The sequence below is a fragment of the Mesorhizobium sp. M0174 genome, assembly GCF_040322275.1.
Lineage (GTDB): Bacteria > Pseudomonadota > Alphaproteobacteria > Rhizobiales > Rhizobiaceae > Mesorhizobium.
The window spans coordinates 1-23,064 of sequence record NZ_JAMYTB010000022.1 but is presented as its reverse complement, the minus strand read 5'-3'; the positions used below and the strand labels follow the sequence as shown (position 1 = coordinate 23,064).

The window sequence follows — 23,064 nt, the reverse complement described above, 5'->3', positions numbered from 1 at the left end:
ATTTGGCAGGACCGAAAATCGGCATGGAATGTCGCAATCATCATCATGTCCCGTCCAAGTTGTGGACACGTCCTTCTCAAAGGCGCACTCTTGGCATGCGAAACGCGAGCCAGAGTTTCGTCCAACGCTTCACATGCCTGACTTGCGTCGGTGATTGTCTGAGCCATCCGGATACTTCCGAATGGGCAGACTTCACATTGTGTCGCCTATCCGTGATCAGGCTACGGCCGAAGGCACGTTGCAGCCCGTTCCGGATCAACGATCAACTGGGAGGTAAACAACATGCCTGATTTTCAGCGCAGAGAACTTCTTGTTCAAGGAAGCGCGGCTCTTGCCGCAATTGCTGCTCTCTATACCTCGCGTCGGGCTTACGCTTTTCCAACACGGCCGAGCGAGGAAGTTATTCCATGGCTGGATCAGCCGACCGAAAATCCCGATCCGGTAGGTATCCAGAAACAGCTTGTCTGGGAAGATTTGGATAGCTGGATAACGCCAAACGACAAGTTCTTCAGCATCTCGCATTTCAACCGACCAACGATCGACGAGAAGACATGGTCGATGGAGATCGGAGGCCTGGTCAACAAGCCCTTAAAATTGACGCTCGCCGACATCAGGGCACGACCGCGGCAGGAGGTCGTTTTCACAGTGGAATGCTCGGGCAACCACGGGTTTCCCTTCTTCACCGGCGGCATCGGCAATGCCCGCTGGGCTGGGACGCCGCTCGCCCCGATCCTCGAGGAAGCCGGCGTTCTGGAGAAGGGCATCGAGGTCGTCTTTTTCGGTACTGACAAAGGCGAGGTCGCAATACGCGACGTCAAGATGCAGCAGAACTTCGCTCGCAGCATGTCGCTCGCCCACGCGATGAACCCCGATAATCTCCTCTGCTATGAAATGAATGGAGCCGTCTTGCCGGCGCCCAATGGCTTCCCGGTACGGCTCATTGCGCCAGGCTGGTACGGGATCGCCAACGTCAAGTGGCTAAAGCGCATCGAGGTTCGCGATACGCGGTTCATGAGCCTTCTGATGGCCCGTGACTATGTCACCATCCGGGAGGAGGACCACAACGGCGAGACCGTATGGGCCGAGACGTCAGTCGGGCGAGCGCTGATAAAGTCCGCGCCTGCGAAGGTTACCCGGAAAGACTCGGATTACCGCATCGTTGGCGCAGCCTGGGGGGCGCCGATCGACCGGGTCGAAGTTCAAATCGACCAGGGGCCTTGGGCACCAGCGACCATTGACCACAGTGAGGAGGCAGAGCACGCCTGGAAAATTTGGTCCCTGGCTTGGGCAAATCCCTCTCCTGGAGAACACACGGTGACCTCGCGCGCGGTCAGCACCACGGGACAAATTCAACCGGCGATGGACGATCCCTTGATTGCCAAGAAACACACATACTGGGAGAGCAATGGCCAGGTGACGCGCCGCGTGCGTGTCGGCTAGAGCATTTTGCAGCCAAATGGAATCATTTTGCGTCCGCATAAATGCGGCAAAACAAATAGTTAGAGTGGGTTACCGGTTCCAGGAGAGCCGGAACCGCTCTAAGAACTTGCGGCCATCTGGCAATTGCGTTTGGGTCAACTAGGAAGAGGCTGCCTGATCCGAAAGCTGGCGCCGCTCTATATCGAGCATGACGGCTGTGGGCCGTAGATCCTCTTCGCGACGATACCGCTCCCCGAAATCGGAAGCGGAACCCTTCAGCTTGGTGACCGAGGCGATGGCAGACTTGTCCGGTGGCGCAACCTTGGCCCCGTCGCCTCCGCGCGCCATCGCGGCAAGCCCCTCACCGCTCTATCGTACTGATCTCCGCATCGGGCAAGCACCAGGGTGCGTAGCGGAAATCCCGGATCTGGATGACCTCCTCGCCCGCCCATTCGACCAGCATGAAGCCGCGCACGGCGCCGTCCGGGTCCCCAGGGTTGCGGATGAGGATCGCCGGCCGGCCGTCGACAAAGCCCAGCGACAGCGCCCAATCGGTCGCGCGGTCGTAATTGCCGAAATAGGTCGACACTTCGGCCTTGCCGCGCAGGCGGACGCGGTTGACGACATCGAGCCGGACGTCCTCGGCGATCAGAGCCCTGACCGCGTCGAAGTCGCGCGCGTTGAACAGGTCGACATAGCGCCGCAGCCGGCGCTCGTCATCGGCGTCGAGCCTCGGCGCGAGCGCCTGCTCGGGCTGCAGCGCCAGCAGCTTGAGCTGCGCCCGCCCGCGATGCAGCGCGGCCTTGGTGGCGGCGAGCGTCGCGCCGGTGACTTCGCAGGTCTCGTGCAGGCTGAGGCCGAGCACGTCGACCAGGATCACGGCGCTGCGCTGCGGCACCGAAAGCTGCATGAAGGAGCGCAGGCCGGTCTGGGCGGCGAGCCGGCTGTCGGCGCTGCCGGAGGGATCCTCGATGACGCTCATGTCGGCCTCGGTCATGCGCGACCTTTCCCGATTGCGCCGCCGCAGATGATCCTGCGCGGCATTGTGGGCGATGCGAAACAGCCATTGCTCCGGCCGTTCGACCATCGCGCCGCCGTCGATCGCCTGCAGCGCCTTGATCAGCACCTCCTGGACGATATCCTCGCCGTCGATCACCGAGCCGGCCATGCGCGCGCAGTAACGATGCAGCCTTGGCCGCAACCCGACGAGCATCGCCTCCAAAGTCGCCCTGTTCATTTTCGGCGTAGCTTCCCATTTCTGCGCGAGCGGCATGGCAGGCGCTACCCGGCGTTTTGATCCGCCAGCATACGGTAGTTGCCGATGACTTTGACAGGCGATCGCATTGCCGGGGTCGAGCGGCGCTGGGCGTGGTTTTCCGTAAACGCCTTGAAGGCCGCAAGCCCGGTCAGCGTCGACGAATCGCCGTCCTGACCGACGATGTGGACGAACGAACCATCGTCCAGCTCGAGCACGAGATAGCGCACCGTCGGCGGTGCCGCCTCGCCCAGCGCTTCGAACACTTTTTCGACCAGCGCGCGGTTATTGTCCAGGTCGGCTTGGTTCACACCATATCGAATAAGCGCATAGTTCATCGTCGTCTCCTGACTGGTTGGTATGAACGAAGGACGACCGGCCGCGCCGAAAAGATTCTCACTACCGAAGAATCTTTTCGGTTGCCCGCATCGTCTTTTCCGCGTGGGCGGCTGCGCGGCAGCCATCAAGCAGGAGAGACGATCATGCATATCCAGTTTGCCGAGCTTCCAGTGTTCGACCAGGACCGTGCCAAGGCGTTCTACACCAGGCATCTCGCCTGTCAGGTGCTGGCCGACCAGAAGATGGGCGATGGCGGCTGGCGCTGGATCGAGCTGGCGTTTCCGCATGCCGTGACGAACCTGCATTTCATCAGGCGCGCCGACGACACCCCCGCCGCGGAGCCGGTATTGGTGCTGGTCGACGAAAATGTCGGAGCAATGACCGCGGCGTTGAAAGCGGGCGGCGTCGAGACCGTCACCGAACCTCATGAGGCGCCGTGGCAGCCGGGCCGCACGGTGGCGGAGTTTCGCGACAGCGAAGGCAACCGCATGGTCCTCGCCAGCCGATAAGCCTCCGGAACCCTCTGTCTGGCGGGGCGTCGTACCTAAGTCCTACCTCCGGCCGGACCATCGGCCGTGCTTCCTTCGCATTATTATTTCGTGACCTCTGCGCGCCGGAACCTTCCCTTGCATCGGGCGTTCGGGCGCTGTATTCGCGATGCCTCATATTTAGGCAGGCGGAGGAAATGCGAATAAGGGCGGGTGGCAAAACAAACATGGGCCGGGGAGGAGCATCTTACCATGTCGAACCGTAAAATCGGAATGTCCCACAGTTTGGGGCTGCGCGTTGCTGACCTCAAAGCCAGAATGCGAAGCGCCCAGATCACCGAGCACGAGATGAAGACGTTTCAGAAAGTTGCCGCCATCATGGGAGGCGCCGAAGGCTCCCTGCGGCTGGATGCCGACGATCTGATCGCCGCATCCTTCCTTGCCGACCCCTTAGAAGATCTCCCGCTACCCAGGTGAAGGGGGTGAACGCTGGTCAAATCCTATCGGGATTGAACCTGCGATTCCCGCCGGCGGAGCATCCGCCAGCCCAAGCCGCATGCCAAGAGGACGTTGGCCAGCGCCAGACCGGAAAGCGCGGCCAACGTCCCATGCGGGCCGAAGCGCTCCAGCAGCAATGCGCCGGCCGAGGGTGCCGCCGCCTGGGCGATCAGGCTCGGCATGGCGAGGCGACCCATTAGTCTCGCATAGCCGTTCGAGCCGAACAGCGCGAGCGGCAGCGTTCCCCGTGCGATGGATTCGAGGCCGATGCCCGCGCCATAGAAACCGAGCGCCACCGGGATGATTGGCATGCCGGCCCAGAGCGCCGAAACGCCGATCGCCACAAAGGCAACTGAGGCGAACTTGGTCAGGATCGGATGGTGGTAGCGCGCAATCATCATCTCGATCGCGCGCGCCGCCACCTGGGACGGGCCGACCAGAGCGCCGAGCCCGACGGCTGCGGCCAGCGCCATGCCGCTGCCCTGCAGGATGGTGAGCAGATGCACCGACAGCGTCGAGGAGATTACCGCCGCAAGCGTGAGGGTCGCGGCCAGAACGATCATGATCGACGGATCCATATTGTTTTCCAGGACCGGTGCCGCCTCCTTCAATTCTGGTTTGACTGCCGGTTGCGGCGCCGCGCGGGGCAGGATCACCAGATAGAGCGGAAGCGCAATTGCCAGCTGAAAGGCGGCGTAAACCAGGCAGGTGCCGCGCCAGCCGACCTCCCCCAGCAGCAAGGCTGAGATCGGCCAGCAGATCGTGCTCGCAAGACCGCCGAACAGCGTCAGCGCGGTGATTGCGGAGCGCGCGCCGTGGCCGTAGTGGCGGCCAAGCGTGGCGAAAGCGGCATCGTAGAGCCCCGCACCCATGCCCAGTCCGATGATCAGCCAGGCAGCGACATAGGCCGCAAGGTTGGGAGCAAGGGCTAGCCCGATCTGGCCGACCCCGATGCATCCGGCGCTGAATGCCAGGACGTTGCGGCCGCCATGCCGCTCGATCGATGAACCGACGCGCGGAGAGATCAATCCCGCCATGAGCAAGCCGAGAGACAGCCCGCCGACAACCCATGCCAGCGGCCAGCCGGTATCGGAGGAGACCGCCGGTGCAATGACCGCGGGAAGATAGTAGGACGATCCCCACGCCATGATCTGCGTCAGGCCAAGCGTGGTTATGGTCGCGCCGCTGCTGCGCAGGATGGCCGTCGAAGGCGGCGAAAGCCTCATGCGGCGACGCTGCAGCCGCAACCGCTTTTGCCGATCGCCTTTGCGTCGACATCGGCGACACAGCAGGCATCCGAAGCGGCGGGCGCCGGACCGCCGCAGCACCCCTTATCGGCAGTACCGATCGTCGGCACGGTGCAGACGCCGGTCTCCGGCAGCACGAGCTGGACATTGTCGGCCGCCACCATGTCTCCGGCGATCGCCGCCGCGACCGAGCGGACCTGCTCATAGCCGGTCAGCAGCAGGAAGGTCGGCGCGCGGCCATAGCTCTTGATGCCGACCGTATAGAACCCTTGCTCTGGATGGCTGAGCTCGCGGTGGCCGTGCGGCGGCACGTCGCTGCAGGAGTGCTCGTTGGGATCGATCAGGGGCCCCAGTGCCTTGACGCTTTCCAGCCACGGATCGAGCTCGAGCCGAAGCTCGCGCGTCAGCGACAGATCCGGGCGTTGTCCGGTCGCGGCGATGATGCGGTCGACCGGGCCAAGCGCCTGCAAACCGTCCCTGGTCTGGCCTTCGACGACCAGCCGTCCGTCGGCATCGCGGATCGAAACAGCCGCAAAGCCCGTCACCAGCCTGACGCCGCCGCTCTCGGCGAGCTCGCGCACTTCGGCGCCGAGTTCGCCGCGTGCCGGCAATTGGTCGGCATCGCCGCCGCCATAGATGCGCACCAGATCGGTGCCGCGCGTTGTCCAGATGAAAGCCGTGCCGGCCTCCACATTTGCCAGGCTGGCGAGATCCAGCACCGCATTGGCGGCGGAATGGCCGGAGCCGGCGACCAGCGTCGTCTTCCCCGCATAAAGGCTGCGGTCGCGGCCGAGAATATCGGGTATGCCGTAGGCGATGCGGTCGGCAAATTCGGCTTCGCCTTCTGCAGGAATTCCGCCGGCGCCGAGCGGGTTCGGCATCTGCCAGGTTCCCGACGCATCGATGACGGCGCGGGCGCTGTCGCGCCTGGTGCCGGTGGAGGTTTCGACTACCAGCATGAATGGCCGGTTTTCGCGTACCTTGCTCAGCACCTTGTCGGCGCCCCAGCGCGAAATGCCGACGACGCGGGCGCCGGTTTCGATCGACTGCGACAATTGCGGAAGCTTTGCAAGCGGCTCGAGATAGTCCGCGACGAGGTCGTCCGCGGTCGGGAATGCCTCGGGCTCGGGCATCCGCCAGCCATGCGCCTCGAGCAGGTCTCTGGCCGCCTGATCGACGCAATAGCGCCAGGGCGTGAACACCCGGACATGGCCCCAATCCCTGAGATTGGATGCAACCGCATTGCCGGCTTCATAGACTTTGACAGGAATGCCCTGCGCGATGAGGTGGACCGCTGCTGCCAGACCGACCGGCCCGGCGCCGATCACCGCGACGGGGAGTTTTTCAATTGTTTCCATGTCTTCCATCCTTCCGGTAATTTCGAATTATAATGCCAAAAAAATCACGCCGCCGTTTTGGCGACCGCTTCCGCCGATGCCGGCGCACAGGTGCCGTCGGCGCAGCATTCGTCCGCGAGGTATCCGATGAGCCCGTTCATGGCGGGATAGTTGGCCCGGCAGATCAGCGTGGTCGCCTGGCGCTCCTGCGTTACCAGGCCGGTGTCGACCAGCCGCTTGAGGTGATGCGACAGCGTCGAGGCGGCGATGCCGAGCCTGTCCTGGATGCGCCCGACCGGCAGCCCCTCATCGCCGGCTCGCACCAGCGTCCGATAGAGCTGCAACCGCGTCGGGTTGCCGAGGGCTTCAAGTTGTGCGGCTGCTTTTTCGAGTTTCATGGAAATAAGCTATTTCCAGAATCGCTGCACGTCAAGAGAATTTCGACAAAGATCGAAATAAGACGATATCTAGCCGACGCGCTTACCGCTGGCGTCGATGACGACCTCGCCGTTCTCCTTGGTGAACGGGCCGATATCCGGATTGGGCAGGATATCGAGCACCGCTTCGGAGGGTCGGGCGAGCATGGTGCCGAGCGGCGTCACCACGATAGGCCGGTTGATCAGGATCGGATGCGCCAGCATGAAATCGAGGATCTCGTCGTCGCTCCACTTGGGGTCGCCCAGGCCGAGTTCGCCATAGGACGTGCCCTTCTCTCGTAGCAATTGGCGCGGCGTCATGCCCATCGCCGCGATCAGCTCGACGAGTTTTTGCCGCGATGGCGGGTTCTTCAGATATTCGATCACCTCCTGCTCCTCGCCGGACTGCCTGATCATGGCCAGCGTGTTGCGCGAGGTGCCGCAATCGGGGTTGTGGTAGATGGTGATGGTCATTGCGCAGCTTTCATCTGTCCGACTGGTTTCGGTTGGGCGAGCAGCCACCCTGCCAATGCCACGGCCAGCAACGCGCCCAATAGCTCGGCGGCGATGAAGCCCGCCAGATCGGCGGGGCGGATCCCGGCAAACGTGTTGGAGAACGCACGGGCGATGGCGACGGCCGGATTGGCGAAGGATGTCGACGCGGTGAACCAATAGGCGGCGGTGATATAGAGCCCGACCAGCCAGGGGATCGAATCCGGACGTGAGCGCAGGCCGGCGAGGATGGTGAAGACCAGCCCGAAGGCGGCAACCAGCTCCGCAATCCATTGCCCGCTTCCGGTCCGCACCGTCGCCGACACTTGCAGGATCGGCAGTTCGAACATCGCATGCGCGAGCAACGTTCCGGCGATGCCGCCGGCAATCTGGGCGGCGACGTAAGCAAGCGCTGCGTTCGTTTCGATCTCGCGTCGAAGCGCAAATACCAGCGTCACCGCCGGGTTGAAGTGCGCTCCGGATATCGGCCCGAATATGGTGATGAGCACGACCAGGATCGCCCCGGTCGGCAAGGTGTTGCCGAGCAGGGAGACGGCGACATCATTGCTCAGCCTGTCAGCCATGATGCCGGAACCGACCACGGTGGCGACCAGCAGAGCTGTGCCGAGGGCTTCGGCGGCAAGGCGGCGGGAAAGATTGGCCACGATGCTCAGCCGGCCTTCGGCAGATTGCGGCCGATTTCATCGAGGCGCTTCTGCAGCGCAAGTCTGTCGACCGCATTGATCGGCAGGCTGACAAAGATCGAAATCCGGTTGTTGAGCATGCGGTACGCTTCGGCGAAGGCGAGATGCCTTTCCGCCTCGGTGCCTTCGACGGCTGCAGGATCAGGTACGCCCCAATGCGCCGTCATCGGTTGCGCGGGCCAGACAGGGCAGGACTCGTTCGCAGCATTGTCGCAGACCGTGAAGACGAAGTTCATCTCCGGGGCTCCGGGCACGGCAAACTCTTGCCAGTCCTTCGAACGGGCAAAGGACGTATCGTAGTTGAGGCTTTTTAAAAGCTGGAGGGCATAGGGATGAACCTCTCCCTTCGGATGCGATCCAGCCGAATAGGCCTTGAACTTGCCGGGGCCGACGCGGTTCAGGATCGCCTCGGCGAGGATCGATCTTGCCGAATTGCCGGTGCAGAGAAAAAGAACGTTGTATGGCTCGCTCATGGCGTACCCTCCCTTCTAGCAGTTGCAGGTCACGGCCTGGATGACCGGCTGGCAAAGTTCCGGCGCGCCATTGCAGCAATCCTCCATGAGGTAGGCCAGCAGATCGCGAAAGCCGGTCATATCGGCGAAGTAGCGCACGCTGCGGCCCTCTCGTTCGGTCCGCACCAAGCCGGCATGCGACAGTATCTTGAGATGGGCCGACATCGTATTCGGCAACGCGGCGAGCCGTGAGGCGATCTCGCCCGCAGCTACGCCCTCGGCGCCGGCCCGCACCAAAAGGCGAAAAACGTCCAGCCGGGTCTCCTGGCCGAGCGCGGCAAGTGCGGAAAGGGCGAGCGTCTTGTCCATATTTCCAGATTTCCAGAAATGGGGAATAGAGTCAACGCGCCTATGCCGGTGACGGCTCGCCTAGCTTATCAGCCAGGCACTGTGGCGGCGACCGCATCAGCGCGTCCAAGGCTTGCAACCGTTTTCCTGACCCGCTGCAGATGCGCCTGGCGTCCGGCGGCCGAGACGCTGTCCATCCGGTAGAGCGCCAGGAATTTGGTCCGGCACAGCGGATGGCAGACGGAGCGGAAGCCGCGCAGCAGGGTTCGCCGGCCGGGCTGTCCCATGATCCACGACATCAGCGGCGTGGCACCGCATGTCGTCATCGCCATCACCCGGCGTATGTGCCGCAATTTGGGCCGCGGACCGCGTCGTGCGGTCGGCATCTCGAAAGCGAAGCCCGGCACCAGCACGCGCTCCAGCCAGCCTTTCAGCATCGCCGGCAGGCCATACCACCAGGTCGGGTAAATGAAGACGACCGCCTCCGCCCAGAGCAGCTCCTGCGCATGTTCGTGCACGAGTTGCAGGTTCGCCGCCTTGTCGTGGTAGCCGCGCCACTCCTGCGTGCGCATGACTGGGTCGAAGCCGGTCGCATAGAGGTCGAGCAGGTGGACCTGATGGCCGCGTTCGGCAAGCGTCTCCAGCACCATATCGCGGACGGCGCCATTGAAGCTGTCCGTGCAGGGATGGCAATAGACGACGAGAACCTTCATCTTGCGCTCAGCCCGGTCGGTCACGAGAGGATCGCGGTGGTGCCAACAGGCGCGTCGCATGCAAACAAGCCACCCGCAGACGTAGTCGATCAGCTGTTTTCATGCGAAGCCCCGCAGCCCGTATCAAGACGCAACAGCTCCAGTCACGTCAAGGCCCGCTCGTTCGCTCAAAGAAAATTGCGCAGACATGGGCTTGCCGGAGGGCGCTGTCCCGGCCCTTCTCTGTCCCGCAAGCCGTCCGTTCCTTCAGTCGCCCATAAGCATTGCTTTCAGAGCATCCGCACCTAGCTTCAGGGCGTATCCAAAACCTCGGGAGAAAAAGATGCAGACAGGAAAACTGAGCGGCAAGATCGCCTTGGTGACTGGTGCCTCCTCAGGCATCGGCGAGGCCACCGCCTTGGCGCTGGCGGCCGAGGGCGCCACGCTGGTGATTGCTGCGCGGCGCGCCGAGCGCCTGGACAATCTGGCGAGGCGGATCCGTGAGACCGGCAGTGCGGCGCTGCCGATTGTCGTCGACGTCACCGACGAGACGCAAGCCACGGCGATGGTCGAACGGGTCCAGCAGGAGTACGGCCGGCTCGACATTCTGCTTGCGGTTGCAGGCGTCGGCGTCGCCGCGCCGTTCCGCAACACGACGCCGGAAGAGTACCGCCGGATGGTCGACGTCAACATTCTCGGGCTGCTTTATCCGATCCATGCGGCACTGCCCTCGATGCAGCGGCAAGGCGCCGGCCACATCGTCGTCGTCTCGTCCGGCACCGGCCGTTATATCCACCCTTCGGTGGTCTATTCCGGCACCAAGCACGCGGTGAGCGCGATGGCGGAATCGCTGCGCCGCGAGATCGGCAAGGACGGTATCCGCGTCACCTGCATCGAGCCCGGTGCCGTCAAGACCGAGTTCACCCAGAATATGCGCGCCGATGTGCGCCAAGCGGTCGAGCAAAGGCTGGGCGACATGGAGCAGCTGGAAAGCGAGGACATCGCCGCCGCCATCTTGTACGCGGTGACCCAGCCGCCACGGGTCAACGTCAACATCCTGACCCTCTATCCGACCGAGCAGGCGTGAGGGCCGCAAAGGTGGTACCCTGCCGCCTCCACAGCCCTGCAGCATCATCCGCCGGTCATCAGCGTGAACACAAGCTGCCGCAGCTTGCCGCCCGGGCCGAATTCGACCCGGTCGAAATCGCGGCTCGCCTGCCGCTGTGCCTGCGAAATTCCGGCGAGACGTCTCGTCACTTCGGTCCTGATCTTGCTGCAGCCGCGGTCATCGGCGACGGTCAGGCCGATGGTGGCCGCCTCGATCTTATGCACCATGTCGATGATCCTGGCGCCATGCACCTTCTCGTGGGCAGCAAGGCCGGCTGAGAATATCTCCCAGTTCTTCTGGATTGCGCCCGGCAGCCGCGCGGCCGGCTTCGGCAAGGTGTAGGTGATGATCAGCTTCGGTAGCGCCGACACCAGTACGCAGGCGTCGCCTTGCGGCTGGTAGTCCCTCACCCAGGTCAGCTTGAAATTGGTATGCGCGATGACGCGGCGCTCGCCGAGCAGCGGCCCGCGCCCACCGATCGAGGCATAGAGCTCCGGCCCAGATTGCCCTGAGATGGCATAGGTCTCGACCTTCTCGACCGCCTGCCAGCCGGCATGCGCCAGCGATGTCGGCAGACAGGCGAGCAGCAGGCAAAGGCGAACGGCTGTTTTCATGCAAGTCCTCGCAGCCGCTGCGCACGATGCAAATGACATGCAGTTCCCTTCCGGGGACATAGCCGGCGGCCGGCTATAGTGGGATGCTCGTATACAAGAATCCACAGGCAACGCCATGTCGCCACGACCGAACATTGCCCGGCAACGCCCTGCCCCCCGGACCCAGCCTCCCGGTGTCAAACTGCCGCGCGCTGTCTAACTTGGCCTGTGCTCGCGCAAGTCGGAGTGCGTTATCGCTTCTGGCTGACGCCTGAATGCTTCGAGTCGGGGTTGACATTCTGTGAAGGTGCGCCGGTTGCCGCCGCCCGTGAACACTGCCATCACCTTTCCGATCAACTTGCCGCCAACTTCCCATGCGCATGCGTTCGGTCGGCGAGCGTTTCGATCACGCGACACTCGCCGACCCGCCCGCACGCGCATTCCTCGACCATCTTCCGCAATTCCCTGCGCAGAGCCTTAAGACTGGCGATGCGCTTCTCCACCTCGACCAGCCGCGCCTTTGCGATCTCATCGGCGCGGGCGCATGATTGATCCGGATCGTCCTGCAACGAAAGCAGCGTACGGATCGCATCAACCTCGAAGCCGAGTTCTCGCGCGTGCCGGATGAAGGCAAGCCGCGCTACTGCCCTCCTTCCATAGCGTCGCTGCTTTCCTTCGGTTCGACCCGTTTCGGGCAACAGGCCAATTTGCTCGTAGTAGCGGATCGTCGGTATTTTCACCTCCGCGCGACGAGACAATTCACCGATCGACAAATCCATAAAAAGCCTCTTGAACCTCTAGCCACTAGAGATCCTACAGTGTCTTCACTGAGGAGTCACCCCATGTCTGAAGCTTGCTGCGATCATAAAACCAAAAGCTGTGCGGGACCGCCGCCGCTGGTTCTGCCGGCGAAGCTGCACGGTCATTCACATGATCGTGCAGCGGAAGCCTCATGCTGTTCGGACGGCGTGCCGGTCTTTGACGGCATGAACCCGCGCTACAAGCGTATGCTGTGGACGGTCATCGCTATTAATGCGGCCATGTTCCTGACGGAAATGACTGCCGCCTCACTTGCCGGTTCTCAGGCGCTGAAGGCCGACGCGCTGGATTTCCTCGCCGACACCCTCACCTATGGGCTGAGCCTCGCGGTCATCGGCGCGAGCTTGAGGACGCGCGCAACGGCTGCGCTGCTCAAGGGTCTGTCGCTCAGCCTGATGGCGCTATGGGTTTTCGGCTCGACCGTCTATCAGACGCTGATCCTCGGCGTACCCAGCGCGGAAGTCATGGGCATCATCGGCTTTCTGGCCCTTGCCGCCAATCTTGCTTCCGTTGGTTTTCTGATACCTTACAAGGATGGTGACGCGAATGTCCGCTCGGTTTGGCTGTGCTCGCGCAACGACGCGATCGGCAATATGGTGGTGATGGCCGCAGCTGTCGGCGTTTGGAGTACGTCAAGCGCATGGCCGGATCTGACCGTCGCCGCACTTATGGCCGGTATCTTTCTAACCTCATCGGTGCAAATCCTGCGGCAGGCCTGGAGCGAATACCGCGAAGGCGCACCAGACCGAACGACTGTGCCTGCCGAATGATCTGTTGGTTATGTGGGCAAGAGCGGATGTCCAGATACCCGTCTCGTTGTCTGTAATCGGGTCACGGAGCGACGCTTTGTGAAAGCGCCGCTCCTCTTCTGCACGATCACCGCCTGATCACGCACGCTGCCGGAAAGGGCGACGTCTCCGACGGTGATCGTGACCAGGTCGCAACCCCGCAGCTTGCTGTCGATGGCAAGATTGAACAGCGCAAGATCGCGTTCTGCATCTGATACTGCAGTCGCGTTCCGATGCTCCAGACCTCTCGTGCCTTGGGCGGAGACTTCTGGCCGACGATGTGGCCCGTGTTCCAACTGGGCATGGTCCTTCTCCTATGCCACCCTCCACAGCCGCAGCGGCCGATGCGGGCCTGCGAAATTGCAACGTCTAACCTGGAGCCGCCTCCGAGGATTCTATTCGGAAGGTTACCGACTTGCGCCGCATCCGATGAAGTGGATCACGCAATGCGCGCAGTCGTGCCATTTGTTGCGCTTCTAAAAAGCGTAAGGGCTCAAGTCGACCAAGGACGCCCATCTGGAGGATAAATCGACTTCGCCGCTGGGTCGCCTCCCACGGATGAGACGACCCACTGTTCCGCGGCGCTCGAGACGGCTCGCGAAACGGGCGACCCGCAGATGAATTTTTCGTGTTATGATGCGCTTGCAACACGCGTAATCTCGACCTCGGCAATATGGCAGAGGTCGAAAGCTATTGCCTTGGCACAGGAAGCTTTCGCCCCCGGCAACTTGATCGCCTCCGAAACGCTGGGTGTGCTGCTTTCCCTGACTGACCCAGGGCGAGGAGGTTGTCCATGTCCACGAGTAGTGTTGACCGCCCGCTGCAGCCGGGCGACCGGGCACCGAATGTTGTGCTCAATGCGATCTCACGCGAAGGCAAGATCGCGCTCGATGATTTTCGAGGCCGTAGCCCGTTGTTGATCGGTTTGTTCCGAGGCCTGCACTGTCCGTTCTGCCGGCGCCATGTCGCGGCGATGGCGCAACTTAAGCCGGCCCTGCGTGAGAAAGGCGTCGAATGCCTGGCGGTGGTCAATACGCCAGTCGAGCGGGCGCGGCTCTATTTCCGTTACCACCCGGCACCCGATCTTCTCGCTGCATCCGACCCGGAGCGGGCCTCGCACCGTGCCTTCGGCTTGCGCGAGGTCGGGATGGAAACGGTCATGGCGATACCGTTCCATCTCCCGGGCGAGTTGCCCGAGCCTATGGACGTCATGGCAATGAATGAATTTCTTAACAAGAAAGAAGGTTATGAGATTACGGAAGTCGATCAGCAGGCGATGGCTTCCAGCCAGGCGCAGCTTGTCGGTCAGTTCCTAATCGACCGGGCGGGCATCGTACGCTGGAATTTCACTGAAGTTCTGGAGGATGGCCTCAACACCTTCAGAGCGCCGAATCCCGAGGAATTGATGTCGGCAGCTTCCGAAGTTGCACATACTTAGGCTGCGGAACCAGGCTGCTGAAAGCTCGCTCGACGAGCACCGAACTGTGGTGATTTTGGATTCAACCATCATCGAGATGCTCAGGCGCGGAGGGCTAACGGCCGGCTGCCGTCCAAGTGGTACAGCGCGTGGTCCAGGCGGAGTGACGCATGGTCGTCTTCGAGCCCCATAATTCCCCCTCATGAGTTAGGACGTCCGGTGGGCACTGGGATGGTTTGCTGCCCGGGTGTGTACCCGGCGCGCGTTTACCTGAGGTGTCGCCCGGTGTCGGGCGGCAGCATCGGGAAGAGTCCTGGCCGCGTTGAAAGCGCACGGCGCTGAGCGGATCGAGATGGATCCGGCGCGGTCTTCTGCTCAACATTGCCGAAAGCTTGCGCCGCAAAGGGGCGGATCGCTGGTTGCTAGCGGGCGGCGAGCTTGTCGGACCGTTTGCAATACAGGCGGACGCCGACGGGCACGATCTCATAGCCGGCGTTGTTCAACTGGAGCTTCATCTCCTCGAAATGCCGCTTTGAGCCGCTGACGATCGATTCAGGCGTGTAGTCCCAGCCGTTGCGGGCGGCATTGGCCAGGATGTCGGCGTAGAGTCGCATGCTCGTGATTTTCACATCCGATTCCAGCACCTGCCTGCATCCTCTTGCGAACGACGGCGACGGGGCCGCAGAAGAACTCAAAATCGTGCATGCAATAACGACCGAAACGGTACGCATGGAAGCCTCCCCTGACTACAGCTGTTGCTGCGGGCGATCTTGCAGTTTGTGCGTCAGCGGCGGCATCGGGCAGATGCAGTATTCGATCTCCTGCATATGTAGTATTCTTCCGCTGGGGACGGTTTCCAGCATGATGCTCAACGACGCTTCGAAAGCGCGGGCGCTCGACGCCTTGTCGGGTCGCGAGCGCGCGGTTGCGGAAAAATTCGCGTCCGGTATGACTTACCGTGAAATCGGCAAGGCGCTTTTCATTGCCCCGACCACAGTTCGCACTCACCTTGCGAGCATCTACGAAAAGCTCGGCGTACGGACCAAGATCGGGCTTGCGACCTACTTTAGCGGTATCCCGCGCGCGTCGCAGGAAGCGCTTTTGCCTTTGTCCGAAGCCCCGCCAGCGCTTGCCATATTCCCGATTGAATGCCTCAATTCCGAAGAGCGATGGCGTCGCTTTGCCGATGGCCTGTCGTCGGACATCACCATCGACCTGGCGCGCTACGCAGGCCTGCCTGTCATAGCCTTTCACACGATGAAATCACTGGGCAGCAAGCCGGCCGATTTTGCCGCGGACGGCAAGACGCTCGGCGTCACCTATATAGTTTCGGGCCGGTTGCGCGCCGACGACCAGAGGGTTCGCTTGACGATAGAGCTTGCCGATGCTCGTAACGGCGTCAGCCTGTGGAGGGAGCGCTACGACCGGCCTGTCGAGGACATTTTCGAGCTGCAGGACAGCCTGACCGAAAGCATCATCAATGTGTTCGCCGGCAGTTACGGAACCCTCGCCACCGTCGGCCGCAACGCGGTTCGCCGCAAGCCGCCGGCCAGCCTGCGCGCCTATGATTGCTATCTGCTCGGTGTAGAACAGCACACGACGTTCAGCCGCGCCGGCAATGCGGCGGCGATCCGTCTGTTTTTACGAGCGCTGGAGCTTGACCCCACTTTCGCCAACTGCTGGGCCGAACTCGCCTATGCCTATTCGATCGAGGCCTGCAACGGCTTTGGCGACGACGTGCTGACCTCGATCGAGAACTGGCGGACGGCGGCCGAAAACGCACTGCGCCTCGACCCGACGGACAGTTGCGCCCACGCGTGCCTTGGCAACCTCAGAGCATGCCTTGGCGATCTCGAAGGAGCGGAGCGCGCCCACCGGCGCGCTCTCGAATACGGCTTCAATCATGCCGGCATATTGCCGCTACTTGCCGGCAGCAAGGCGCTTGTCGTTGGCGATCCGGCCGAGGCAATTCCGCTCATCGAGCGTGCCATGCGGCTTAACCCACTGGCCCCGCCCTGGTATTTCGGCATGCAGGGCCGCATTCTGTTCGTCGCCGGCAGACACCGGCAAGCCATTGCAGCGCTCCGCCGGAGTTCGCCGGAGTCGCCGGACGTGCTGATGTTTCTGGCGCTCGCGCATGCGGCCACGGGTGAGGCCGGCGAAGCGGCCAGGTTTGCCGCCCGTTTGAAAGCCGAATTCCCCGAATTTTCGGTCGAACGCTTCATCACTGCCTATCCCGTGACCAATCCGGATGCCGTGCTGGCCATACGCGACGCCGCAAGGCTGGCCAGGCTCATCTAACAGGGCCACATGCATCCGAGGCGACATTCCAGTCCTTGCATGGACACAGCCGGCAGCCGGTTATACTGGAAACGCGGAACGAGAACCAACGCCATGTCGCCGCGACCGAACATTGCCCGGCAGCGCCCTGCCCCCGGGACCCAACCTCCCGGCGTCAGCCTCTGTCGCGCGCTGTCGAAGCTTGGCCTGTGCTCGCGCAAGCAGGCCGAGCTTCTGGTTGCCGAGGGCCGCGTGCGGGTCGCCGGAAAGATCGTGCGCAACGGCTCGATGCGCGTCGATCCAGGCCGCGACCGCATCGAGGTCGACGGCCGCCGCGTCGCCGCCGAGCGCAAGGTCTATCTGATGCTCAACAAGCCGCGCGGGCTGGTCACCACCCGTGACGACCCGCAGGATCGCGGCACCGTCTATGATTGCCTGGCCGGGCTCGACCTGCCTTTCGTCTCGCCGGTCGGCCGCCTCGACAAGGCCAGCGAAGGCCTGCTGTTGATGACCAACGACACGCGCCTCGCGCAGCGCCTGCTCGACCCCGCCTCACATGTCGCCAAGACCTATCACGTGCAGATCGGCGCCCTGCCCGACGAGGCCATGCTGACGCGGTTGCGCGCCGGCGCGACAGTCGACGGCGAATTGCTGACGGCCCGCTCGATCGAGCTGCTGCGCGGCGGCACCAGCACCGCCTGGCTGGAAATCGTGCTCGACGAGGGCCGCAACCGCCATATCCGCCGGCTGCTCGCCGCCCACGACGTCGAGGTGCTGCGCCTGGTACGGATCGCGATCGGATATCTGCAACTCGGCGACCTCGCCAAGGGCAAGGCACGCCAACTGACCGCCGAAGAGCTGGCGCTGCTTCGGGCCTAAGCGACCAGGCACTGGACGCCCCTCGAACCGAAGCGGCAATTGACATTTGCATCTCTGTTTCATATTTTCCATTTGTGAAACCGAAATGCGCCGATGCAGTCAAAGTGTCAGGCTGACACGCATGGGCGAAGCTGGCTTGGAAGCCGGAGAGAAAATATGGCTACGGCGTTGCGGGCGGTTCCCAGATTCCTGGACGAATTGGGCACGTTTGGCGGTCTCAAGGGAACCGATATTGCAAACATCACCGACGTGTCCAAGGCCACGGTTTCGAGGTGGAAGGCCGGCGACATCAAGCCCCAGCCACGCAGCGAGCTCATTCTATCGGATCTGCACTATATCGTCGGCCGACTGCAGGAATTCTACGAGCCAAGCGATATCCGCACCTGGCTTTACGCTCGCCACCCGCAATTGAACGGTGAAAGGGCGATAGATCTCATTCACGACGACCGTGCTCTCGACGTGCTCAAAGTCATCGATCGGCTTGAGAACGAGGTCTTTCTCTAGTTGGCGATCGCCGGGCGGAAACGACGCGATAGCCGGCTCATCGACGCTATCGAGGCAATAGTTCCGGTCGAATACTCCGGAACGGTTTGGCGTGTCGTGCGCCAGGGCCGCAGCCCGATCCAATGCTCGAGCTCCGGTGGCCGTTGGGACGATGGAACATTCGACGTGCTCTACACCTCGCAAGAGCGCGAAGGTGCCTTGAGCGAGATGAGATTCCACCTGACGCGGGGGCAGCCAGTGGTCCCTTCACGTGTCAGATACAATCTCTTCGAGATCGATCTTTCTTTGGACCGGACGCTCAGATTGCTCGACCTGGCCGCCTTGCAGACCCTTGGCCTCGACACCTCGCGCTACGGCCAGCTTTCGTATCAGGAAAAGCACGCCGAATATCCGAGGTCGCAAGACATCGGCGAGGCCGCATATTTCCTCGATTATGACGGTCTGATCGTGCCCAGCGCGCGATATGACTGCCTGAACGTCGTCGCGTTTTGTGATCGGCTGCCGGCCGCGGCGATAACGACAAGAACCGATCACGGGGAAATCGACTGGACTTAGCGGCGGGTCCGCCGCCGCCAGGCAAGGCCGCCGACCTCGTCTATGTGGCGCGACATGTCGTCGGGTCTGCACAGCCGCGGGACGTCACCCGCCGCGAAGCGTCATGGATTTCGGCAAAATCCAGCCCATATCCTAGGTGTGGAGCTTTGAGCGTGAAACTCGCGCGTGCGGTCCTGCTTGCCGCGGCTTTCGTGGCTGTTGCGGCCGTTTGTCCCTCTTCCGCCACCGGAGAGGCGAACGGCCGGGAGAAAATTGTGTTGCGCGTCGAGATAGACGGCGCCATCGGTCCGGCGAGTGCCAGGCAGCTCGAGGAAGCGCTGGCGGTGGCCGCGGACCGAAACGTCGAGGCTCTCATCCTGCAGATGGACACGCCCGGCGGGCTGGTCACCAGCATGCGCGAGATGATCGCCGGCATTCTCGCCTCGCCGGTTCCAGTCATTGGCTATGTCGCGCCCGCCGGCGGGCATGCGGCGAGCGCCGGAACCTATATCCTCTACGCCACCCATGTAGCGGCGATGGCGCCCGGCACCAATCTGGGCGCGGCAACGCCGATCGAGATGGGCGGGCCGCTGCCATCGTTTCCCGGTGGCAAGAACGATGCCCCCGAGGCGGACAAGGACAAGAAGAACGCCCCCGCGGGCGATGCGATGATCGCCAAGGCGACGAACGATGCCGTTGCCCTGATCCGCAGCCTGGCTGAATTGCGCGGGCGCAATGCCGAATGGGGAGAAAAGGCCGTGCGCGAGGCGGCCAGCCTGTCGGCCGGCGCGGCGCTGCAGCAGCATGTCATCGACTTCCTCGCCCGCGACACCACCGAACTGCTTCAACTGGCCGACGGCCGGACCGTCGAGGTCGCCGGCAAAAAAGAGGCATTGGCGACCAAAGGGCTGCCGGTCGAAACGCTCGAGCCAGGCTGGCTTATCAGGCTTCTCGCCGTCATCACGGACCCGAACATCGCCGTCATCCTGATGCTGGTCGGCGTCTATGGCCTCGTCTTCGAGTTCACGAGCCCGGGCGCGGTCGCACCCGGCGTGATCGGCACGATTTGCCTGCTGCTCGGGCTCTATGCGCTCAATCTCCTGCCGATCAGTTATGCCGGCCTGGCTTTGATGCTGCTTGGCATCATCTTCCTGGTCGTCGAAGCCTTGAACCCGACTGTGGTCCTTGGGCTGGGAGGCGTGGCTGCGTTTCTGCTGGGCGCAGCCATGCTGCTCAGGATCGAGGGGCCCGGCTTCGAGATGTCGTGGGCCGTTATCGGCACCGCCGCCGTCCTGACGCTCGGCCTGGCACTGTTGACCGGCAGCTATCTGTGGGCGGTCCGCAAGAACGTTCCGCGTGTTGGGGCACAGGCCATGCAGGGTCTGCCGGCGGAGGTCCTCGACTGGCAGGGCTGCGAGGGCCACGTGCTCGCCCGGGGCGAGCGCTGGCGGGCAAAAGCCGACGAACCGCTTGCAGTGGGCGACAGCGTCGAGGTGGCCGATGTCAGAGATCTTGTGCTGACGATACGGCGCCGCAATGTGAGAAGCGATGGAGCAAGGCAATGATCATCGGTTATGTGGCCTATCTGGCAGCAGCGCTCGTCGTGGTCATGTTCCTATCCGCGGCCATTCGCATCCTGCGGGAATATGAGCGCGGCGTGGTCTTCACGCTCGGCCGCTTCACCGGGGTCAAGGGCCCCGGCCTTATCATCCTCATCCCCTTCGTGCAGCAGATGGTGAAGGTCGACCTGCGAGTGGTGGTCCAGGACGTGCCGCCGCAGGACGTGATCTCGCGCGACAACGTCTCGGTGAAGGTGAACGCGGTGCTGTATTTTCGTATCGTCGACGCTGAGCGGGCGGTGATCCAGGTCGAAGACTTCATGACCGCCACCAACCAGCTGGCACAGACCACGTTGCGCTCGGTGCTCGGCAAGCATGAGCTCGATGAAATGCTGGCCGAACGTGACAAGCTTAACAGCGACATCCAGGAGATCCTCGATCAGCGAACCGATGCCTGGGGCATCAAGGTCTCCGATGTCGAGATCAAGCATGTCGACCTCAACGAGAATATGGTCCGCGCCATCGCCAAGCAGGCCGAGGCCGAACGGCTGCGGCGTGCCAAAGTGATCAATGCCGACGGCGAACAGCAGGCGGCGGCAAAACTCGTCGAGGCCGGCAAGATGCTGGCCGAGACACCGCAGGCCATGCAGCTGCGCTATTTCGAGGCTCTCCATGACATCGCCGGTGAGCGCTCGTCGACGGTCGTGTTTCCGGTGCCGATGGATCTGCTCGGTCATTTCATCAAGCAGGGTGGAGGCGGAGGCGGCTGAGCGCGTAATCTCCCGCCTCGAGGAGGGAGATCAGCACCCTCACCTCCGCCACGGCGGGACCGGCGCAAAGCGTTTGCCGATCCAGTCGGCGAAGGCACGTGTCTTGGCGGCTTGCCCCTTGGCCGAAGGCATGACGACATAGACGGCGCCCTCATCGGCAAGCGTCCAGTCCTCCAGCACTGGCACCAGCCGGCCGTCGGCGAGCTCGCGTCCGACCAGCCAATCCGTGCTCATCATCAGCCCGACGCCTTGCACGGCGGCTTCGACCAGCACCTCGGCATCATCGGTGACCAGGGGGCCGGAGACCTCGATACTGACGCGCCGGCCCGAACTGTCGGTCATCTCCCAGGCCGGAAAAGTCTGGAAGCCTGAGAAACCGAGACAGCTGTGTTCCAGCAGCGCTTCAGGTTCGGTCGGCGTGCCCCGGCGGGCGAGGTAGGACGGCGCCGCGCACAGCAGCCGCCGCCGTGTCGCGACCTTGCGCGCCACCAGCCGCGAATCCTCCAGTGCGCCGAGACGCACGGCGACATCGAAATTCTCGGCGACGAGATCGACGAAACGGTTGGAGAACTCGGCCTCGATACGAACGTCGGGAAATTCGGCGAGAAACTGCGGCAGCAGCGGGGCGATCCACATGCGCCCGAACGAGCCGGGCAGCGCCAGCCGCAGCACGCCGCGCGGCCCGCCGCCGGCATGCGCCGACGCGGCAGCCTCGGCTTCGTCGACCGCGGCCAGGATGGCGCGGACGCGGACGAGAAATTCCGAACCCGCCTCGGTCAGCGACACGCTTCGCGTCGTCCGGTGCAGCAGGCGCACGCCCAACCGCTCTTCCAGCGAGGCAAGGCGCCGCGACAGGATCGTCGCGTCGCGGCCGATGCGAGCCGCCGCCTTGGTGAAGGAGCGTGCTTCGGCGATTGCCGCGAAGGCGGCCATTTCGGCCAATGCTGCCGGTTCGTACGATTGCTGCATCAGACGCAGAGCTCAAATGTAAAAGCCAAGGATTATATACCAATAGCGCAGCAGCTAGTTTCACTCAATCCCGGCCCGTCAATCGGCCATTAACCGGAGTGAGACATGAAAGCGATCGAACTGACTGCCCCGAAACTGGACGCGTTTCGCGCGGCCACCGTTCCCACGCCTGAACCGCAGCGTGGCGAAGTGCTGATCCGCCTGCGCGCCGCAAGCCTCAATTTTGTCGATGTCGCGGTAGCGAGCGGCAACTATCCAGGTCCGAGCTTTCCGCTCATTCCCGTCGTCGACGGCGCCGGCGAGATCGTCGGCATCGGCGAGGGCGTGTCGAGGGTCGCCATCAACGACCGCGTCATCGCCCACGCAAAACCGCGCTGGATCGGCGGCCGTCCTCGGCCTTACGAGACAAGAGAGATGCGCGGCCTGACGCTGCCCGGCTCGCTCGCCGAGTATGTCGCGCTGCCGGCCAATGCCGTCGTGCCGATGCCGGCGCATCTTTCCTTCGAAGCGGCAGCGACGCTGCCGATCGCCGGCACCACCGCATGGAATGCGATCCGCGCCGCCGATGCCGGGCCGGGATCGGTCGTCGTCCTGCTCGGCACCGGCGGTGTCTCGATCTTGACCCTGCAGCTGGCCAAGGCAGCCGGCGCCACGGTCATCATCACCTCGTCGTCTGACGAAAAGCTGGCCCGCGCCAAGGCTTTGGGTGCTGATCACCTCATCAATTATCGTGAGACGCCGGACTGGGACGCCAAGGTGCTCGAGTTGACCGATGGCCTCGGCGCCGATCTGATCGTCGAAACCGGCGGCTCGGCCACCTTCGCCCGCTCCATCAATGCCGCGGCGCCTGGCGGCACGGTGTTCGCCATCGGCTTCGTCACCGGCGCCGAGGCCACCACGAACCTGCTGCCTATCATCATCAAGGCACTCAAGGTGGTGGGCAACAACACCGGTTCGGTATCCGACCTGCGCGACGCGGCGCGCGCCATCGGCGCCGCCCATATCGATCCGGTCATCGACACGGTCTACAGCCAGCACCAGGCGACCGAGGCCTACGCCCATATGGCAGCTGGCGGCCGGCATTTCGGCAAGCTTGCGTTTACGCTTTCGTGGTGAGCCTGGAGAAGGCGCCGTCGCTGAAGCTGCCGATCTCCCCC

General features: G+C 63.1%; 28 protein-coding genes. 13 read left to right on the top strand and 15 right to left on the bottom strand.

Features of this window, described 5'->3' with window-relative positions:
• Positions 1-282: 282 nt before the first annotated feature.
• The gene (locus tag NKJ13_RS26470) at positions 283-1,440 is read left to right on the top strand and encodes a sulfite oxidase (RefSeq protein WP_352691739.1); all 1,158 of its coding nucleotides are present in this window, start codon (positions 283-285) and stop codon (positions 1,438-1,440) included.
• A 138-nt stretch (positions 1,441-1,578) separates the two neighbouring features.
• On the opposite strand, the gene NKJ13_RS26465 is transcribed toward NKJ13_RS26470, so the two are convergent.
• The 3 genes from NKJ13_RS26465 to NKJ13_RS26455 are packed head-to-tail and all read right to left on the bottom strand — an operon-like array spanning position 1,579 to position 3,012.
• Positions 1,579-1,767, bottom strand: a complete 189-nt coding sequence (locus NKJ13_RS26465) for a hypothetical protein (RefSeq protein WP_352691738.1) — start codon at positions 1,765-1,767, stop codon at positions 1,579-1,581.
• Positions 1,768-1,780: 13 nt separating this feature from the next.
• On the bottom strand, positions 1,781-2,656 hold the full coding sequence (locus NKJ13_RS26460) for a sigma-70 family RNA polymerase sigma factor (protein WP_352691736.1): 876 nt from the start codon (positions 2,654-2,656) through the stop codon (positions 1,781-1,783).
• A 44-nt stretch (positions 2,657-2,700) separates the two neighbouring features.
• Positions 2,701-3,012 (bottom strand): hypothetical protein, encoded by a 312-nt coding sequence (locus tag NKJ13_RS26455; protein ID WP_352691735.1) that lies wholly within the window; start codon positions 3,010-3,012, stop codon positions 2,701-2,703.
• A gap of 144 nt (positions 3,013-3,156) precedes the next feature.
• Between NKJ13_RS26455 and NKJ13_RS26450 the strand changes: the two genes are divergently transcribed.
• Both NKJ13_RS26450 and NKJ13_RS26445 read left to right on the top strand, forming a co-directional pair.
• A complete protein-coding gene (locus NKJ13_RS26450) occupies positions 3,157-3,522 on the top strand; it encodes a VOC family protein (protein WP_352691733.1) in 366 nt (121 codons plus the stop codon).
• 231 nt (positions 3,523-3,753) lie between these two features.
• Complete coding sequence (locus tag NKJ13_RS26445) at positions 3,754-3,978, top strand: hypothetical protein (protein ID WP_254819690.1); 225 nt, start codon at positions 3,754-3,756, stop codon at positions 3,976-3,978.
• 23 nt (positions 3,979-4,001) lie between these two features.
• Here NKJ13_RS26445 and NKJ13_RS26440 read toward each other — a convergent pair whose 3' ends face one another.
• The 8 genes from NKJ13_RS26440 to NKJ13_RS26405 all read right to left on the bottom strand — a co-directional run bounded on the left by NKJ13_RS26440 (position 4,002) and on the right by NKJ13_RS26405 (position 9,708).
• Positions 4,002-5,225 (bottom strand): MFS transporter, encoded by a 1,224-nt coding sequence (locus NKJ13_RS26440; RefSeq protein ID WP_352778822.1) that lies wholly within the window; start codon positions 5,223-5,225, stop codon positions 4,002-4,004.
• Complete coding sequence (locus NKJ13_RS26435) at positions 5,222-6,604, bottom strand: NAD(P)-binding domain-containing protein (protein WP_352740143.1); 1,383 nt, start codon at positions 6,602-6,604, stop codon at positions 5,222-5,224. The genes NKJ13_RS26440 and NKJ13_RS26435 overlap by 4 nt, the downstream gene beginning before the upstream one ends.
• 44 nt (positions 6,605-6,648) lie before the next feature.
• The gene (locus tag NKJ13_RS26430; RefSeq protein WP_254819693.1) at positions 6,649-6,981 is read right to left on the bottom strand and encodes an ArsR/SmtB family transcription factor; all 333 of its coding nucleotides are present in this window, start codon (positions 6,979-6,981) and stop codon (positions 6,649-6,651) included.
• Between the two features lie 69 nt (positions 6,982-7,050).
• Positions 7,051-7,473, bottom strand: coding sequence for an arsenate reductase (glutaredoxin) (gene arsC, locus NKJ13_RS26425; RefSeq protein ID WP_352740141.1), 423 nt, complete (start codon positions 7,471-7,473; stop codon positions 7,051-7,053).
• Positions 7,470-8,159 carry an aquaporin gene (locus NKJ13_RS26420; protein WP_352740152.1) on the bottom strand — a complete coding sequence of 230 codons (690 nt, stop codon included), beginning with the start codon at positions 8,157-8,159 and terminating at the stop codon, positions 7,470-7,472. Before NKJ13_RS26420 ends, arsC begins: the two co-directional genes overlap by 4 nt.
• 2 nt (positions 8,160-8,161) lie before the next feature.
• Positions 8,162-8,668 carry an arsenate reductase ArsC gene (locus tag NKJ13_RS26415; RefSeq protein WP_352740140.1) on the bottom strand — a complete coding sequence of 169 codons (507 nt, stop codon included), beginning with the start codon at positions 8,666-8,668 and terminating at the stop codon, positions 8,162-8,164.
• Between the two features lie 15 nt (positions 8,669-8,683).
• Positions 8,684-9,016 carry an ArsR/SmtB family transcription factor gene (locus NKJ13_RS26410; RefSeq protein WP_352475581.1) on the bottom strand — a complete coding sequence of 111 codons (333 nt, stop codon included), beginning with the start codon at positions 9,014-9,016 and terminating at the stop codon, positions 8,684-8,686.
• A gap of 68 nt (positions 9,017-9,084) precedes the next feature.
• Positions 9,085-9,708 carry an NAD(P)H-dependent oxidoreductase gene (locus tag NKJ13_RS26405; protein WP_352740150.1) on the bottom strand — a complete coding sequence of 208 codons (624 nt, stop codon included), beginning with the start codon at positions 9,706-9,708 and terminating at the stop codon, positions 9,085-9,087.
• A 322-nt stretch (positions 9,709-10,030) separates the two neighbouring features.
• Here NKJ13_RS26405 and NKJ13_RS26400 point away from each other — a divergent pair, with 322 nt between their 5' ends.
• On the top strand, positions 10,031-10,774 hold the full coding sequence (locus NKJ13_RS26400) for an SDR family oxidoreductase (protein ID WP_352475583.1): 744 nt from the start codon (positions 10,031-10,033) through the stop codon (positions 10,772-10,774).
• Positions 10,775-10,818: 44 nt separating this feature from the next.
• On the opposite strand, the gene NKJ13_RS26395 is transcribed toward NKJ13_RS26400, so the two are convergent.
• Positions 10,819-11,409, bottom strand: a complete 591-nt coding sequence (locus NKJ13_RS26395; RefSeq protein ID WP_352740137.1) for a DUF922 domain-containing Zn-dependent protease — start codon at positions 11,407-11,409, stop codon at positions 10,819-10,821.
• Positions 11,410-11,741: 332 nt separating this feature from the next.
• Positions 11,742-12,167, bottom strand: coding sequence for a MerR family transcriptional regulator (locus tag NKJ13_RS26390; protein ID WP_254819699.1), 426 nt, complete (start codon positions 12,165-12,167; stop codon positions 11,742-11,744).
• Positions 12,168-12,230: 63 nt separating this feature from the next.
• On the opposite strand from NKJ13_RS26390, the gene NKJ13_RS26385 reads away from it, so the two are divergent.
• Both NKJ13_RS26385 and NKJ13_RS26380 read left to right on the top strand, forming a co-directional pair.
• The gene (locus tag NKJ13_RS26385) at positions 12,231-12,977 is read left to right on the top strand and encodes a cation efflux transmembrane domain-containing protein (RefSeq protein WP_352778819.1); all 747 of its coding nucleotides are present in this window, start codon (positions 12,231-12,233) and stop codon (positions 12,975-12,977) included.
• An 811-nt stretch (positions 12,978-13,788) separates the two neighbouring features.
• Positions 13,789-14,433: a peroxiredoxin-like family protein gene (locus NKJ13_RS26380; protein WP_352740148.1), complete on the top strand. Its 645-nt coding sequence runs from the start codon at positions 13,789-13,791 to the stop codon at positions 14,431-14,433.
• 401 nt (positions 14,434-14,834) lie between these two features.
• Here NKJ13_RS26380 and NKJ13_RS26375 read toward each other — a convergent pair whose 3' ends face one another.
• Positions 14,835-15,143, bottom strand: a complete 309-nt coding sequence (locus NKJ13_RS26375; RefSeq protein WP_352705610.1) for a hypothetical protein — start codon at positions 15,141-15,143, stop codon at positions 14,835-14,837.
• 130 nt (positions 15,144-15,273) lie between these two features.
• Between NKJ13_RS26375 and NKJ13_RS26370 the strand changes: the two genes are divergently transcribed.
• The 6 genes from NKJ13_RS26370 (at position 15,274) to NKJ13_RS26345 (ending at position 20,938) form a co-directional block, all read left to right on the top strand.
• A complete protein-coding gene (locus NKJ13_RS26370) occupies positions 15,274-16,713 on the top strand; it encodes a LuxR C-terminal-related transcriptional regulator (RefSeq protein WP_352778817.1) in 1,440 nt (479 codons plus the stop codon).
• A gap of 93 nt (positions 16,714-16,806) precedes the next feature.
• Complete coding sequence (locus tag NKJ13_RS26365; protein ID WP_352740132.1) at positions 16,807-17,571, top strand: pseudouridine synthase; 765 nt, start codon at positions 16,807-16,809, stop codon at positions 17,569-17,571.
• A gap of 156 nt (positions 17,572-17,727) precedes the next feature.
• The gene (locus tag NKJ13_RS26360; RefSeq protein ID WP_254819704.1) at positions 17,728-18,075 is read left to right on the top strand and encodes an antitoxin Xre/MbcA/ParS toxin-binding domain-containing protein; all 348 of its coding nucleotides are present in this window, start codon (positions 17,728-17,730) and stop codon (positions 18,073-18,075) included.
• The gene (locus NKJ13_RS26355) at positions 18,076-18,630 is read left to right on the top strand and encodes an RES family NAD+ phosphorylase (protein ID WP_352740130.1); all 555 of its coding nucleotides are present in this window, start codon (positions 18,076-18,078) and stop codon (positions 18,628-18,630) included. It begins immediately after the preceding gene.
• 152 nt (positions 18,631-18,782) lie between these two features.
• Complete coding sequence (locus NKJ13_RS26350; protein ID WP_352778816.1) at positions 18,783-20,174, top strand: NfeD family protein; 1,392 nt, start codon at positions 18,783-18,785, stop codon at positions 20,172-20,174.
• Complete coding sequence (locus tag NKJ13_RS26345) at positions 20,171-20,938, top strand: slipin family protein (protein WP_352705623.1); 768 nt, start codon at positions 20,171-20,173, stop codon at positions 20,936-20,938. The genes NKJ13_RS26350 and NKJ13_RS26345 overlap by 4 nt, the downstream gene beginning before the upstream one ends.
• Positions 20,939-20,977: 39 nt before the next feature.
• Here NKJ13_RS26345 and NKJ13_RS26340 read toward each other — a convergent pair whose 3' ends face one another.
• Entirely contained in the window at positions 20,978-21,907 is a 930-nt protein-coding gene (locus tag NKJ13_RS26340) for a LysR family transcriptional regulator (RefSeq protein ID WP_352740126.1), read from the bottom strand.
• 105 nt (positions 21,908-22,012) lie between these two features.
• On the opposite strand from NKJ13_RS26340, the gene NKJ13_RS26335 reads away from it, so the two are divergent.
• Complete coding sequence (locus NKJ13_RS26335; RefSeq protein ID WP_352753642.1) at positions 22,013-23,023, top strand: zinc-dependent alcohol dehydrogenase family protein; 1,011 nt, start codon at positions 22,013-22,015, stop codon at positions 23,021-23,023.
• The last annotated feature ends 41 nt before the right edge of the window (positions 23,024-23,064 follow it).